Source organism: Grimontia sp. AD028, assembly GCF_000973155.1.
GTDB classification, from domain to species: domain Bacteria; phylum Pseudomonadota; class Gammaproteobacteria; order Enterobacterales; family Vibrionaceae; genus Enterovibrio; species Enterovibrio indicus.
Genome location: NZ_LASY01000096.1, coordinates 13,554 through 27,863, shown reverse-complemented (window position 1 = coordinate 27,863; position 14,310 = coordinate 13,554). Strand labels below are relative to the sequence as shown.

Annotated in this window: 11 protein-coding genes, 1 tRNA gene and 1 other RNA gene; 6 read left to right on the top strand and 7 right to left on the bottom strand. The window is 47.2% G+C overall.

Features of this window, described 5'->3' with window-relative positions; genetic code table 11:
• Window positions 1-51: 51 nt before the first annotated feature.
• From RN22_RS19240 to RN22_RS19230, 3 genes are all read right to left on the bottom strand, one after another.
• Window positions 52-1,875: a M28 family metallopeptidase gene (locus RN22_RS19240; protein WP_046306796.1), complete on the bottom strand. Its 1,824-nt coding sequence runs from the start codon at window positions 1,873-1,875 to the stop codon at window positions 52-54.
• Between the two features lie 380 nt (window positions 1,876-2,255).
• The gene (locus RN22_RS19235; protein ID WP_046306794.1) at window positions 2,256-2,729 is read right to left on the bottom strand and encodes a GNAT family N-acetyltransferase; all 474 of its coding nucleotides are present in this window, start codon (window positions 2,727-2,729) and stop codon (window positions 2,256-2,258) included.
• Window positions 2,730-2,783: 54 nt separating this feature from the next.
• Window positions 2,784-3,206 carry a GNAT family N-acetyltransferase gene (locus RN22_RS19230; protein WP_046306792.1) on the bottom strand — a complete coding sequence of 141 codons (423 nt, stop codon included), beginning with the start codon at window positions 3,204-3,206 and terminating at the stop codon, window positions 2,784-2,786.
• Window positions 3,207-3,479: 273 nt separating this feature from the next.
• Between RN22_RS19230 and RN22_RS19225 the strand changes: the two genes are divergently transcribed.
• A complete protein-coding gene (locus RN22_RS19225) occupies window positions 3,480-5,111 on the top strand; it encodes an MFS transporter (protein ID WP_046306789.1) in 1,632 nt (543 codons plus the stop codon).
• On the opposite strand, the gene RN22_RS19220 is transcribed toward RN22_RS19225, so the two are convergent.
• A complete protein-coding gene (locus RN22_RS19220) occupies window positions 5,108-5,794 on the bottom strand; it encodes a hypothetical protein (RefSeq protein ID WP_052737570.1) in 687 nt (228 codons plus the stop codon). The two genes, RN22_RS19225 and RN22_RS19220, sit on opposite strands and share 4 nt — an antisense overlap.
• Window positions 5,795-5,857: 63 nt before the next feature.
• Window positions 5,858-6,349: a DUF2867 domain-containing protein gene (locus RN22_RS19215; protein ID WP_046306786.1), complete on the bottom strand. Its 492-nt coding sequence runs from the start codon at window positions 6,347-6,349 to the stop codon at window positions 5,858-5,860.
• 313 nt (window positions 6,350-6,662) lie between these two features.
• Between RN22_RS19215 and RN22_RS19210 the strand changes: the two genes are divergently transcribed.
• From RN22_RS19210 to RN22_RS19190, 5 genes are all read left to right on the top strand, one after another.
• Complete coding sequence (locus RN22_RS19210; RefSeq protein WP_046306784.1) at window positions 6,663-7,877, top strand: NRAMP family divalent metal transporter; 1,215 nt, start codon at window positions 6,663-6,665, stop codon at window positions 7,875-7,877.
• A 195-nt stretch (window positions 7,878-8,072) separates the two neighbouring features.
• A complete protein-coding gene (locus RN22_RS19205) occupies window positions 8,073-9,086 on the top strand; it encodes an adenosine deaminase (protein ID WP_046306782.1) in 1,014 nt (337 codons plus the stop codon).
• A gap of 70 nt (window positions 9,087-9,156) precedes the next feature.
• Window positions 9,157-10,959 (top strand): amidohydrolase, encoded by a 1,803-nt coding sequence (locus RN22_RS19200; RefSeq protein WP_046306780.1) that lies wholly within the window; start codon window positions 9,157-9,159, stop codon window positions 10,957-10,959.
• A 292-nt stretch (window positions 10,960-11,251) separates the two neighbouring features.
• Window positions 11,252-12,478: a sodium/glutamate symporter gene (gene gltS, locus RN22_RS19195; protein ID WP_046306778.1), complete on the top strand. Its 1,227-nt coding sequence runs from the start codon at window positions 11,252-11,254 to the stop codon at window positions 12,476-12,478.
• Between the two features lie 115 nt (window positions 12,479-12,593).
• Window positions 12,594-13,625: an FUSC family protein gene (locus tag RN22_RS19190; protein WP_046306776.1), complete on the top strand. Its 1,032-nt coding sequence runs from the start codon at window positions 12,594-12,596 to the stop codon at window positions 13,623-13,625.
• A gap of 67 nt (window positions 13,626-13,692) precedes the next feature.
• Here the strand turns inward: RN22_RS19190 and RN22_RS24805 are convergent.
• A non-coding RNA gene (locus tag RN22_RS24805) (RtT sRNA) lies at window positions 13,693-13,838 on the bottom strand.
• A gap of 44 nt (window positions 13,839-13,882) precedes the next feature.
• Window positions 13,883-13,973, bottom strand: a tRNA-Ser gene (locus RN22_RS19185).
• Window positions 13,974-14,310: the final 337 nt, after the last annotated feature.

The following is a 14,310-nucleotide window of genomic DNA, read 5'->3' as shown; positions in this document are numbered from 1 at the left end:
TAACTGATCGGCATTAAGCCATCTGGCTCCCTTGCTATTTAGGTTTCATGGTTACTTACGATCTTGGTCGAAGTCGCCGTGGAAGTGTCCGTGGTCTGCCACTTCACGTGAGGCTGACTTGATCTTCTCCCCGATACGATGTTCGTGCTCATGGTCATCATGAACTGCCAGTGTCCTCAGCAATGTGCGCTGCTCAGGAGCTGCGTCTTGCTGGTTCTTATCATCAGCATACAAATCTTCACTCATCGCATAGAAGGTTGCCACGTAAGCCAGTGCGCGAGAGTTCATTTCCATCGCAATACTGTTCACGTTGTTCACGTCATCACACGCTTGGTGATAACACTTGTCATAGGCAACATCTACTTCACCGCCAAACTGCTCAACTTCTTCGGCTGATTTGGTTTTCTCTGCACCAGTGAACAAGCCACCAAATGCGATACCCCAATCAGCAAAGCCAGAATAGTCTGAACGTTTTGACAAGGCTTGAGGTACTGTGGTCTCGTCATTGTCATTGAAGAATTCGTTGAACAAACCTTCAATATGGCCTGTGCCTTCTGGTGGCTCAAAGTCGCCTGGGTAAGCGTTATCAGGGCTGTCTTTGGTGTCTGACAAGTCGCCATCCATCACACCGTAGATGTAGTTTGGAGACGCGATCATATCGAAGTTGAGGTACATCTTAATCGGATTAATTTCCAGATAACGTGCTTCGATAAGCTCATACTGCTCATCAGTCAGTTCGCTTGGATCCGTGATACCCAACTCTTCCATGATTTGTGCTTGCGCATCCGCGTAGTAGGCTCCGAATACTTCTCCGGTGTAATATTCAGAACCAACAAGACCCGCTTCTTCTGCCGCCCACCAAGCAAAGCGTACTTTGTTTTTCTGGGTGACTGGCAGTCGCTTCATTTTCTTCTTAAGGCGGATAGCGTATTCAAGAATCGCAGCTGAACCTGAACCATTGTCTTGAATACCAGGCCCTTCTTGTACTGAGTCCAAATGCGCACCAACCATGACAATCTGATCTGGGTCGCCTGCTTTGGTTTCAGCCAATAAGTTTTCCGTCACCACAATTTCGTCTTCGGTTTGAACAGAAAGTGCTGCGGTAATCGCACCTGACTCCAACGCGTCATACCATTCTTTACCGAGGTCATAACGTGCTCCAAACGCTGGAATGGTGGCTTCTGAGTCGCTACCCAAAGTACCATTCACCACGCTCTTACGACCATCGTTGTTACCCTGGTTAAATACGATAACACCGACCGCACCAGCATTTTCGGCGTTGACCACTTTTGAATCAAACGTACAGCCACCACGTTGAATAACTGCAACTTTGCCTGTCACATCGACGCCGTCAAAATCCGATGCTTCACAGCCATCGGTGTCGTCATAATCTGGTGATTCAAAATCAAAATCGGGAGTCACAAAAGCAATGTCGGCGCTGATTGCACCATCTGAACTGCCAGAATAGGACATGGCGGCGTAATCTGCTGGAATGTCATCTGTCGCATCACGGACATGCACAAGTTGTTGCCCATTAACGCTGAGGGTCGTGCCATCAAGTTCAACCCAACTGCGGAAATCAAACTCCTGCAGTGTCACCTCGTAGCCATGTTTTTCCAGCGTCTGCTTAATGTAGTCAGCAGAATTTGCATAACCATCGGTGCCCGCTGCACGGGTAATAGAATTGCCATCTGGTGTTGGAATGGCAGCTGCTTCGAGCGCCTCAAGATGGTCAAACAAGTTTTTCTCTTTCATTGCTTTGCTGACTTTGTTCGCCACCCATCTTGGGTCTTCACAGCCCGCAAAGCCCGTCAGTAATGCGGCACTCATTGCCACCACTAACACTTTCTTTGTACTAACGTTGAATGTTTTCATTTTGTCGTCCTTTTTAATTGACGAGTTCAGTCAAACACCCAGCTCATTAATCTGCCAGAAATTCATTTTATTGAAACTTTATTAAAGGAAGGAAAATCACAATTTATTAAGAAGAAGAAGTATGGCCAACAATAAAAATATAATGCTCATTCCACAGTCAAAGTTTTCAAAATGAGATAAGGGTGTAAAGGAATAAAATTAGCGAGTGATTCTAGTTATTTATTTAAACAAGAAACAGCATCCAATAGTATTAACTGACAAGTTCAACAGAATAGATAAACATACAAGAGCATTTAAATTCAATCTATCAATAAATGTATTCAGTTTATTGCCGTCTACCGATTCGGACAAAGACTGAATGGATGTCTGTTTCAGTGGCTTTATTTATGCAACTTCATCCTCATCACATGTTGAGGTCCCACAGGACCACCGTGATACAGTGATCCTGTATCTTCAAAGCCCCCTTTAAGGTATGTCTGATAAGCAACCATGTTTTTACAATTCACCGTCAGATAGAGCCAAGAGACGTCAGGGAACTCAAGGGAGATAGAGTCTGCCAATAATGAGACCGCCTTTTTACCGATCCCCTTTCCTTGGTAGCGACAATCAATAGCAAAACTTCGAAGCCCTACCCCTGTATTCCCATCGCTAACGATTTCAGAATTAAAAGCACTATCAATTTTGAAGTAGCCAACAATGACATCGTCTTGGACAATCAGAAATCGAGTAATGTTTTCATCAACATCACTGATGAAATTTTCTGGTGGCGCTGTAAATTTGACTTGTTCTTCCGCTAAGAATATTTTAAATACGTCATATTTATCTTCCTGTTTGAATTTTCTTATCGCTGTCATCCTTATTCCTTTAAACTCGTGCACTTCAGAATATTAGTAATCCCTGATCGCGTTTCATTTATATATGTCTGGGTGCCATATCTGCATTAATGAGTCAGGATTGGCAATCGGCGTAAAACCATACTTTTCATATAACCCATGTGCATCACGGGTTGCCAACATGGTCCGACGAAGACCTATAAGGTCCGGATGTGCCACAATGCTGTCCATCAATACTCTGGCAATGCCTTCCCCTTGACGCTCTTCGACCACAAATACATCTCCCAGATAGGCAAACGTCGCCCGGTCAGTGATCATCCTGGCAAACGCTACCTGCGTGTCGTTTTCATCAAACACTCCAAAACAGAGAGAATGTGCCAATGCCTTTTCTAACGTCGCCTTTGGAATGCCTTTCGCCCAGTAGGACGCTGATATCACCTGATGAATGAGGTCGATATTCATGTGCTCTAATTGGTTGGATACGCGAAATCTTTCCATGATTCATTCCCTCAGATTTAGCAAAACTAGACCATACTCATTCATGAATAAGAAACATGTCGGATTTACGAGAGCCAGCAGTGAAAGCCTTTGAGTTCTCTCATTTCCACGTACTCTCAGTGGTAACATTTTTAGGCTAACACGCATTTTTGAAGCTCAGAGCCGGTTTGATAGAAAACCCTCATAAAAACTTCATTTTTTGCTCTTTAAACCACGCATAACAAAGCTCCAATCATTCTTTCTTGGAGCTGGCACTACTCGGCATATACGGACATGAAAGCGAATATATTCATACGGATACGACCCATACTCTTCACGATATTTGGGTTTGCTATCAGCCACAACCTCTTTTTCGTCATGCTACCTATCCGCATGAAGGAAAACGGCTACCCGACAGCCGATATTGGTCTGGCAATGAGTATGTTTGCTGTAGGCGCAATTTGTGCAGGGTTGTTTGGTTCCCGTGCAGTGCTCCGTGCCGGACACATTCGCGCATTTGCCTCAATGGCAGCAACCCTGTCTATTGTGTCTGTTGTTCATAGCTACACGACCGATATTGTTGTTACCGCCGCACTGCGCGCGATTGCAGGCTTCTGCTATGTCACGTCATTCATCACACTGGAAAGTTGGCTCAATGTACTGAGTGACCGAAGTAACCGAGGCCGTGTTTACGGCACCTACCAGATCTGTTTTGCGATTGGATTCGGTACCGCTCCCTTTCTTTTCAGCGCATTTAACGAAAACGACCCACGGCTGTTTGGGGTGATTTCGGTATTCCTTTGTGTTTCCCTCATCATCATGTCAATGAGCCGGTTACCGGCACCGGAATTGCCCAAACGCGCGACACCGATTTCTCTTAAAAAGCTCTGGCAATACTCCCCTTCAGGCACGCTCGCTTGTTTCTGTGCCGGGTTGATTAATGCAGCCAGCGTTTCACTTATCTCTCTTTACGCTTACAGCAAAGGGATCTCAGGTATCTGGCTATCACTGATCCTGGGTTCTTACCAAATGGGCGGTTTGCTCACTCAGTTTCCAACCGGGTGGCTGGCCGATCGCTACGACAAACGTGTCGTGGCATCAGGTCTCATGTTTATGGGGATCATCAGCAACAGCTTGATAGTGCTTGATAACTTTTACCCTTATCCGATCGAATTGTTGGCCGTGCTGTTTTGGGTATCAGGCGGTTCAGGCGTGGCACTTTTCCCGCTTGCTGTTACTCAGGTGTTTGACCACATTGAACAAAAAGAAGCCATGCCTGCCACCAGTACTATGCAAATATTGCTAGGCGTCGGTGGTGTGATTGGGCCGATTGTGGCGAGTTTCCTGATGAATGAGTTCGACGTCGTCTGGCTCTACTATTACATCATTACGGTTCATATTTTCGTCTTTGTCTTCCTGATGGCACGCAAGCTATTTGTTCGCACAGAAACCTTGCCAGCGGCCTCTTCCTTCAAGGTCAACGTGCAACCTATGGGGAGTTCGAGTGATTATGACCCAATGATGGATTTCAAAGACATCGACAAAGCCAACCCGGAGCTAAAACTTCTGATTGCAGCGCTTGGTCAGAATCCGTCAGACCCAGGCATCTTGATTAAACTTGCTCTACAAGGCTCTTCGCTGAATGCACATGACGTTGCGAAAAACATCGTGCTCGCCTATCCGAAAAAAGGTGGTGACATGCTACGCCACTTGATTGAGCAGTTCCCTAAACGGCGCTTGGAAGTCGCTTATTCACTGCATGACCTGTTTATTTTGAGGAAAGAGCGGATTAACAACCTATTGCAGGAAGCGTTGTTAGATGGAGCCTCGGTTGAAGAAGCAGAGAAGATTAATGAGTTGCTCGACGACATCGCTAAAGCCAACTACATAGCCGACGATAGCGATGCCGCCGAAAAGCCCGTTTAGCGTTTTCTCGGGCAGGACATGAGGTTGAAGTTTTTGTCGAAACAGATACCAAACTCATGACGGCTTTGATGCAGCCAGGTGTTCTTTAGCTCTGCATTGTTATCACGCATCCAGCGAATTGCTTTCTTGGCGTTCAAGTCAGCAGGCGGCAGCTTGAATTGGCTGGCAAGTTCGAGCGTCTTGTCGAAATACGCTTCTGCTGTTTCAAAGTCGCACGCACCATGTTTTTCCCACTGCCCTTGCAGCAGGCGCGTGCCCGGGCTCATACACAGATATGGCTTGATAGTTTCCAACGGCAATGGCGCTAAGTCGCCCTTGCAGAATCGAGGGTGCCCTTTATTGTTGCCTGACTTATAAGCCTTTTCTGACTCTCCCCAAAGACCATGAACCACCCAACCGAAGTCATTCCCAGAGTCACACTGAAACTGCACAGACGCCTCACGGCCTTTTCGTTCCATGGCTTTACAAAAGCCCGGCGAATTGGAGTAAACCAATAGGAAGAAATCGGTAGGGACGTTTTTGTTTTGGTAATCGAGACGATTGTCATAGCGCAGGTTGAGATCAGAGACTTCAATATCACAGCTTTCAGGAGTTAAAGCGTGAGAGCTTGTTACTGAGCCGAAGAAAAGCGCTAAAGCAACAACTAGCGAAAAGTGTTTTAGTGAAGGAAGGAATCGAAGCACAACGCATACCCTGATAACCAATAGATGGCTTGAAAGATATTATGCTTCGTATCAATTTTCACATCATAGCTTCTTGAGTGTCGCTGGCACGATAATTTTGTGTACGGGCCCAACAAAGAACATATATACCTTGCCGAAGGTGTTTTTCACGTGAACAACAGAACTTGCCGTCACCAAGGCTTTGTCACCGTGAGGTTCAACAAAGAATGACAACTTTACGTCCAGATGTTTATCCCTGTCTTCCATGATCACTTCTGAGTGCGATTTGTAGATCATTTCGAAAATGCCGACTTTATCGCCCACCTGATAGTCATCCGCCGTTTTCTTGGGGTAAAAGTCATCGAGATTACCAAGATGTTTCAAGCCCATTCTAGAAACCACTTCATTGCGGATTTTCATCAGCTTGTTCACCCAATCCGGAGTGCTGTTCATCACCCGGAGATAAACCTCCATGGCAGATTCGCCCTGATAATCTATTTCTTTGGTGTAGTTATCTGCAAAGTAGGCATTATCCGAATAACGATAAAGCTCAGTGAAACTGGGTATTCCATCCATGATTTATCCTCTCTTATGATTTTTGACGTTTCGTCATTTTTTATTAAGGTACCATATGCATAAAGAATTAGGTATGCCCGAATCCATTTCTGGTCACAAAAGTCACCATTGAAAACTAAGATGAAAAAACCACAAACTATTTGCGGTTTAGTGATTGACTTGAAAGTGGGTTGCCATTAACATCCGCGCCCAGCAAAAAGAGAGCTTACCAAGGCCCGTCTTTTCAAGAGCTTAACGGCTCTCTATCAGCTGATCCCGGTCAGTTGTTTTTCTTTTTTTAATAAATAGGAAGACAACAAAATCGGAACCCGGCATGACCGCAAAAGCACACACCCAACTCAACGCCAACTGGCAATCCAAAGCCATTTTCAGTGTCGCATTCTTAATGGCTACCACTTCAGTTGGCCCCGGCTTTCTGACACAAACCGCTGTTTTCACCAACATCTACAAAATTGACATGGCTTTCCCAGTGTTTGCCTCCATGTTTATCACCTTCGGTATCGTGATGAACCTGTGGCGAATCGTGGGCGTTTCAGGCCTTCGTATCCAAGATATCGCGAACAAAATCGCGCCGGGTGCAGGCTACTTCATCGGTATTCTGTTGGCGTTAGGTGCCGTGGCATTCAACTTCGGTAACGTCAGTGGTGCAGCGCTTGGCATCAACGTGCTGACGGGTGTGGATACCACTTGGGGTGCATTGTTTACCGGTCTTGTAGGCTGTCTGTTGTTTGTCGTTCATAACGCATCAAAACGTATGGATCAGATGGCGCGCTACCTTGGCCTCTTCATGATTGTGTTGATCGCCTACGTGGCCATGACCAGCCTTCCACCTATGGGGGAAACCTTATCGGCAGCGGTGATGCCAACAGATATAGGCAGCCTTTTGCTTCCGACCCTGACAATTGTTGGTGGCGCGGTGGGAGGTTACTACACCGGTGCACAACGTTTGGTTGATATCGGCCTGCAAGGACAAGAGAACGTTGAGCACATCAACAAAGCTGCCTGGGCAGGTATCTCCATCGCTGTCGTTATCCGCATTCTGCTTTTCATGGCCGTGTTTGGTGTGATTGCTGCTGGTGCAGTGCTGGACACTGCAAACCCAGCCGCAGACGCGTTTCGTCAAGGCGCGGGCGAAGTAGGTTACTTTATCTTTGGTCTGGTGCTGTTCGTCGCGTCTATCACGTCGGTGGTGGGTAACTCCTACATGGCGATCTCACTGATCAAAACACTGTTCCCTGTGGTTGCGCGCAACGAAAAAGCCTGGTGCTGTGGCTTCATCATCATTACCAGCGTTGGTACCGTGCTGATGAACATGCCAATCCTGCTACTGATACTTGCTGGCTTGGTAAACAGCATCATCCTGCCTGTGGTATTGGGGTTTGTGCTGACTGCGACACGTCGTAAAGACATCGTGGGTGATTACAAACACCCGGTTTACCTGACCCTGACAGGTGCGGCGATTGTTGTCATCATGGCAATTTCGAGCCTGAGCAACGTTCAGAACTTTATGACTAAGTTCATTGGTTAAGCTTCCTTTCCATGCGAAAATGCCGCCTGACAGTGGCGGCATTTTTGTGAACTTATGACAAGCTACCGTATTGCGAATTCCAAAATTTGACCGATGAGTCAACACCAACTAGTTTAGATCCATACAGCATTCCATTCTCAAAAATTTGCCCTACCGATATATACCTTTCAATAAGTTACGAACAGGGAGAAGACGATGGAAAAGTTTATCCGATGCTTGCCGAAGGTGGAGTTGCATCTGCATATTGAAGGCTCACTTGAACCCGAGTTGATGTTTGAACTCGCAGAAAGAAACGGCATTTCCACGCCCTATACAAGTGTTGATGAAGCCCGCAACGCCTACCAGTTCCATAACCTGCAGTCCTTCCTCGATATTTACTACCAAGGGGCCAATGTTCTTATCACTGAACGTGATTTCTTCGACCTGACCTGGGCGTACCTGCTGCGTTGTAAAGCCGATAATGTCATGCATACAGAAATCTTCTTTGACCCTCAGACCCACACCGACCGCGGGATCGCATTCGATACGGCTATCAACGGGATCTATCACGCCCTTCGCCAAGGAGAGAAAGAACTTGGCATTACAAGCCAGCTGATCATGTGTTTCCTCCGCCACCTTTCCGAAGAAGCAGCTTTCGAAACGCTTGAAATGGCGAAACCTCACCTGAAGCGTCTAGTCGGAGTGGGGTTAGATTCCTCCGAGCTTGGTCATCCACCGGAGAAATTCCAACGTGTATTTGCTGAAGCGCGAGCGCTGGGATTGAAAACTGTCGCGCATGCAGGGGAAGAAGGCCCTCCGAGTAACATCAGAGATGCAATTAACCTTTTGCATGTTAGCCGCATTGATCATGGTGTGAAAAGCAGCGAGGACCCCGAGCTGGTAAAAGAGTTGGCGATATCTAGAATGCCTCTCACTGTCTGCCCACTCTCGAACATTAAGCTTCGCGTGTTTGACAAGATGGCAGACCACAACATCCTCAACCTACTGAATCAGGGGCTCTGCGTGACCGTCAATTCCGATGATCCCGCCTTTTTCGGTGGATATATGACGGACAATTTTATTGCCCTTAATAATGCTTTATCTCCAAGCCCTCAGCAGCTGGCACAATTTACCCGAAATGCCATTGAAGCTTCTTTCGTCTCCGAAGAACGTAAGAAGGAAATGATGCAAAATCTGGACGACTTTTGGGATAAACACGGCATACACTGATTCCAATCAGGTTCATAACGCACTGAATCACAGACGGGCTTGGCCCGTCTTGTTTTCCCGAGGAGTCTCCATGAAAGCTTCAATCGCTGCCCTTTCAGCGCTGTTTGTTTCTGCTCCAATCTTCGCTACCAGCCCACCAAAACCTTTTGCTGACACCATTTACCACAACGCTCAGGTCATTACGGTCAATGATAAACAACCCGAGGCGGAGGCTGTTGCCATCCTAAACGGAAAAATACTCGCCGTAGGGGAAGCAGAAGAAATCCTCAGGCTGAAGGGTGACAGAACCAAAGTGGTGGATTTAAAAGGTTTGACCATGATCCCCGGCTTTATTGATGCTCACGGCCATGTAATGAACACAGGCTTACAGGCCGTATCAGCCAATTTGTTGTCACCACCCGATGGCCCTGTGACCGATATCGCGAGCCTTCAACAAGCCCTAAGAAAGTGGGCTGAAGTCCCCGTCAACAAAGCGCAGGACTTTATCATTGGCTTTGGCTACGACGATTCCCAGCTCAAAGAGCAAATTCACCCAACCCGCTTTGACCTGGATAAAGTATCGACCGACGTTCCTATCCTGATCATTCACCAATCCGGTCATATCGGTGTCATGAACAGCAAAGCGCTGGAGATGATGAAACTGACGGCGACCAGCAAGAACCCACCAGGTGGCGTGATTCGACGTGTGAAAGACAGTGATGAACCCAATGGTGTGCTGGAAGAGTCCGCTTTCTTTGGCGCTCTGATACCACTGTTCACGCAAATCAGCCCAGACGAAAATGAGATGCTATTCCGCGCAGGGATGGATTTGTACGCCAAGTATGGGTACACCACGGCGCAGGAAGGCCGTTCCATGTCTGACAGTGTCAAAACCATGTACGAGATTGCCCAGCAAGAGCCGCTTCCTATTGATGTAGTGGCCTACACCGACATTCAACTCGGCACTGACACCCTCACAGCACCTTACCTCAGCAATAGCTACACCAACGGTTTTCGCCTCGGTGGCGTGAAACTGACACTGGATGGCTCTCCGCAAGGAAAGACGGCTTGGTTGACCAAGCCATACCTAATCCCCCCTGAAGGCCAAAGTGCTGAATACCGCGGCTATCCCATCATGTCTGACGAAGAAGCGGAGAAATATGTCGGCATGGCGATGGAAAATGGCTGGCAACTACTAACCCACGCTAATGGTGATGCATCGATTGACCAATACATCCGCGCTGTGAAGAGTGCAACGGCCAAATACGGAGCAAAAGAACGTCGATTCGTGGCTATTCACGCGCAAACTGCTCGTGAAGATCAGGTTCAAGCCTTCAAAGACCTCAACGTGATTCCCTCGTTTTTCCCTATGCACACCTTCTATTGGGGAGACTGGCATGCACAATCCGTGTTGGGTGATGAACGTGCTGAGAACATTTCCCCAACGGGCTGGGCACTGGATAGAGGCATGATTTTCACGTCGCACCATGATGCGCCTGTCGCCTTTCCTGACTCGATGCGGGTTTACTCTGCCACGGTCAACCGAATAACCCGCAGTGGCCGTATTTTGGGTAAAGATCAACGCGTGTCCGCCATGACAGCGCTCAAAGCACAAACCATCTGGTCTGCGTATCAGCATTTCGAAGAAGACACTAAGGGATCGATTGAAGTTGGCAAGGTCGCCGACCTCGTTTTCCTCTCAGATAATCCGCTAACTATCGATCCAATGAAACTGGCGAACATCTCTGTGATGACGACGATTAAAAACGGCAAAATTATCTACACCAAAGCCAGTGACAAAACAGCCTTAGAAAGCTGCGCCAGCTCGACCAAATGCCAAAAGCTAGCATCTCATACCATGATGATTGCAGGCCTTATTCCTCATAAACATTAATTGACTCAAGACGTTATTAAGCCGGGCTCAAATTTCAACATCGCCCGGCTTTTTCTGACAACGTCAACATGGCGTAGCGGCACGTTCTCATTGCTTGTGGAGGGGTGTGAATATTTTCTCGGATAGACTTGTCATTCTATTCAACAATATGAGATAACGTCGCCCTGTTTTAAGCTGGCTAGCGCTTGCGGTTATGGATACCGCCACCAGATATAGTCGAATACTCTCTCCAAAGCGCGCTAGAACGAAGACTCTCACTCATTACGGACGATGATGAGAACACAGAGGCTTTATGAATCAACTCATTTCCGTGGGCGCACTAGAATCCTTCCTGATTGCAATTTTCGTGCTCTTCCTTGGACACTTTATTAACGCCCGCGTATCCGTATTTAAGAAGTTCAACATCCCTGAACCCATTGTCGGTGGCTTGGTGGTGGCTGGCGCAATTACTGCGCTGCACTTCAATGGCATTGAGCTGGAATTTCACCTTCCGCTACAACACACCTTTATGCTGATGTTCTTTGCAACTGTTGGACTGGCGGCGAACTATACCCAGCTACTGAAAGGCGGCGCAAAGGTCTTTATTTTCCTCGGTGTTGCTTCGCTGTATATCGTGCTGCAGAACGGCATTGGTATCTCGATGGCAACAGCGCTGGGGCTCGATCCGCTGATGGGCTTAATTGCCGGTTCCATTACCCTTTCGGGCGGTCATGGTACGGGTGCAGCTTGGTCTCAAACCTTCCAGGATGTTTATGGCTTGGAGAATGTCCTCGAGATTGCCATGGCTTCCGCCACTTTTGGCTTGGTGATGGGCGGCATTATTGGCAGCCCGGTTGCTCAACGTCTGGTTGAAAAGAACAAACTCAAATCCCAGTACGGCAACACCAACAATACCCATGAACAATTCCCTGAACTGGTCACTTACAACGAGAATGAACAGGATAAAGTCACTGCGAAGAAGGTTATCGAAACCCTGTTTGTATTGTTGATCTGTGTGACAGGTGCAAAGTATCTCGAGCAATGGGTCAGCAGTTTTGAAATCAGCTGGCTGATGATCCCTGACTTTGTTTATGCCCTGTTTATCGGCGTAGTCATTACCAACGTTCTCGAAGTGACGAAAGTAGAAAAACTCGATGTGGAAACCGTCGATATACTGGGTACGGTTTCACTGGCACTGTTCCTTGCTATGGCGCTAATGAGCCTGAAACTTTGGAATATTCTCGACCTGGCGCTGCCATTCCTGGCGATTCTGATGGTGCAGTCTTTGATGCTGGCGCTGTTTTCTTACTTCGTCACATATCGTGTGATGGGTAGAAACTATGATGCCGCGGTTATCTCCAGTGGACATTGTGGTTTTGGTCTTGGTGCGACACCGACGGCGGTGATGAATATGGGTTCAGTGGTAAACCGCTTCGGCCCATCTCCACAAGCTTTTATGGTGGTGCCGATTGTGGGCGCGTTCTTTATTGATATCGTCAACCTGATCATTCTACAAACCACACTGACGTTCATCGGTTAACACAATCCCCGCTTCTTGCGGGGATTTTTCTATTCCTGACTGTCGCACTATTAGAAAAGCAAATTTGCACGTCTGTGAATAAGCTTTCTGCATCATTCTTCCAGCGCCTTTCGCTATGTCCCATTACCGCAGTTTTGCGATTCAACATTCACGACTGCTTTATATGCTGAGGGTCGCCTTGGTAATGGGATTAATCCTCGTGATTGTCAGGCAGTTCAACCTTCCTTATGGTTACTGGGCACTGATCACCGCCGTCACCATACTCGGCGCAATTCCCTTTGTCGGTGGTGTGATATCCAAAGCAAACCAAAGGATTTGGGGCACGGTCGCTGGAGCCGCTGTAGGGTTGGCCCTTTTCCTCATTCCTCCGCAATATCATTGGACACATCACCTCGCTTTTATTGGCCTACTCATCGGCACTATGTACTTCACGCAAGAGAGATACGCTTACGCTGCGCTCATGGCAGCGATAACCATAGTGATCGTCGCAGGTGGTGGCCCAGCCGATTTTGAAGCCGCAGGCTGGCGTATTCTCAACGTTGTTTGGTCAGCAGTATTGTCGATTCTCGCCAGTCTTTATGTTTTTCCAGCAAGAGCTACTGATCAATTCACCTATCTACTTGAATCCTTTTGCCATCAATGCGGTCAGTTTTACCATCAACACAATGAAACCATGTCAGACAACACATTTGTCCCACAAAATGCCAATTCACTGTCTGACCTGATTGAGAAACAGCAAGGCTTACTGCCACATGCTGCGAGAGAATCGGGTCCCTTAAAGCCCGTCTTGGCCTCTATTCTATCCATAGAAAAACGCATTTATACCGACTTGGAAACCTTGATCAGCACACACTGGGATAGCCAACAAGGGAAAGAGAAGATTGGCGATCTTCATGGATTAAAAGCCGCTAAAGAAGAGTTAGCATCAAAATTTGATGCGTTGAGAGATGGCTTGGTGAACCGTGAAGTCGATATCTTGGATACAAACTCCTTGCTCCTGATGAGCCTCAAACCCAAACATCAATTGTCCGACGATGATGACGCCAGTGACATCAGTTATTACGGTTACCTTTGGTTGAATCGCGAACTCGCGAGACAGTTGGCGCAACTTACCATCGCAAGCAAAAAGCTGTTTCTGTATCGCTAATTGTTGAAGTCGAAACGATCCTAGTAGGAACGAAAAAGCCCGCTCAGTGAGCGGGCTTAATCTTATTTGGCGGAGAGATAGGGATTTATGCGGTCGCTTCGCGCCCTTCCCTTCGGGCCGTTGCCTCCTCGGCTTCGCCGGGCAACGTTGTCTCGCTTCGCTCGGCTGAACCTAGGGTCTAGGGTTCTGCATCCCTATCTACACAGGTTTATTTCAAATACGAAAAAGCCCGCTCAGTGAGCGGGCTTAATCTTATTTGGCGGAGAGATAGGGATTTGAACCCTAGATACGCTATTAACGTATGCCGGTTTTCAAGACCGGTGCTTTCAACCACTCAGCCATCTCTCCGTAAGTGCTGCGTATACTAATGTGCACATTGCATCGTGTAAACCCATTATTTATGCATTTTGGTTCGAATGCATACATTTACGCCACCATGCGCATATCACCACCAGCTCTTGACCTATATTCAATCAGTTATCACTAAATAAGTAGTTTTCCGTATGAGGAAGTGCATAAACATCTAATCATTCTTGAGACAGTATTCTAGTCAAAACTAAACGCTAAAAAACAATCAGGTAATGGCGATGTTGCTGCGTGTTGATTGTTCGTTAAACAATTTTACCTCTCATTTACATAAAAACAGCATGTTAGGAGTTAGACTTCTTCACATTTTCTCCTGAAA

Bases quoted from the DNA above. Each gene is read 5' to 3' on its own strand.
- RN22_RS19225 (WP_046306789.1), top strand. From the start codon at position 3,480: ATGAAAGCGAATATATTCATACGGATACGACCCATACTCTTCACGATA.
- RN22_RS19190 (WP_046306776.1), top strand. From the start codon at position 12,594: ATGTCCCATTACCGCAGTTTTGCGATTCAACATTCACGACTGCTTTAT.
- RN22_RS19205 (WP_046306782.1), top strand. From the start codon at position 8,073: ATGGAAAAGTTTATCCGATGCTTGCCGAAGGTGGAGTTGCATCTGCAT.
- RN22_RS19235 (WP_046306794.1), bottom strand. From the start codon at position 2,729: ATGACAGCGATAAGAAAATTCAAACAGGAAGATAAATATGACGTATTT.
- gltS (WP_046306778.1), top strand. From the start codon at position 11,252: ATGAATCAACTCATTTCCGTGGGCGCACTAGAATCCTTCCTGATTGCA.
- RN22_RS19215 (WP_046306786.1), bottom strand. From the start codon at position 6,349: ATGGATGGAATACCCAGTTTCACTGAGCTTTATCGTTATTCGGATAAT.
- RN22_RS19210 (WP_046306784.1), top strand. From the start codon at position 6,663: ATGACCGCAAAAGCACACACCCAACTCAACGCCAACTGGCAATCCAAA.
- RN22_RS19240 (WP_046306796.1), bottom strand. From the start codon at position 1,875: ATGAAAACATTCAACGTTAGTACAAAGAAAGTGTTAGTGGTGGCAATG.
- RN22_RS19200 (WP_046306780.1), top strand. From the start codon at position 9,157: ATGAAAGCTTCAATCGCTGCCCTTTCAGCGCTGTTTGTTTCTGCTCCA.
- RN22_RS19230 (WP_046306792.1), bottom strand. From the start codon at position 3,206: ATGGAAAGATTTCGCGTATCCAACCAATTAGAGCACATGAATATCGAC.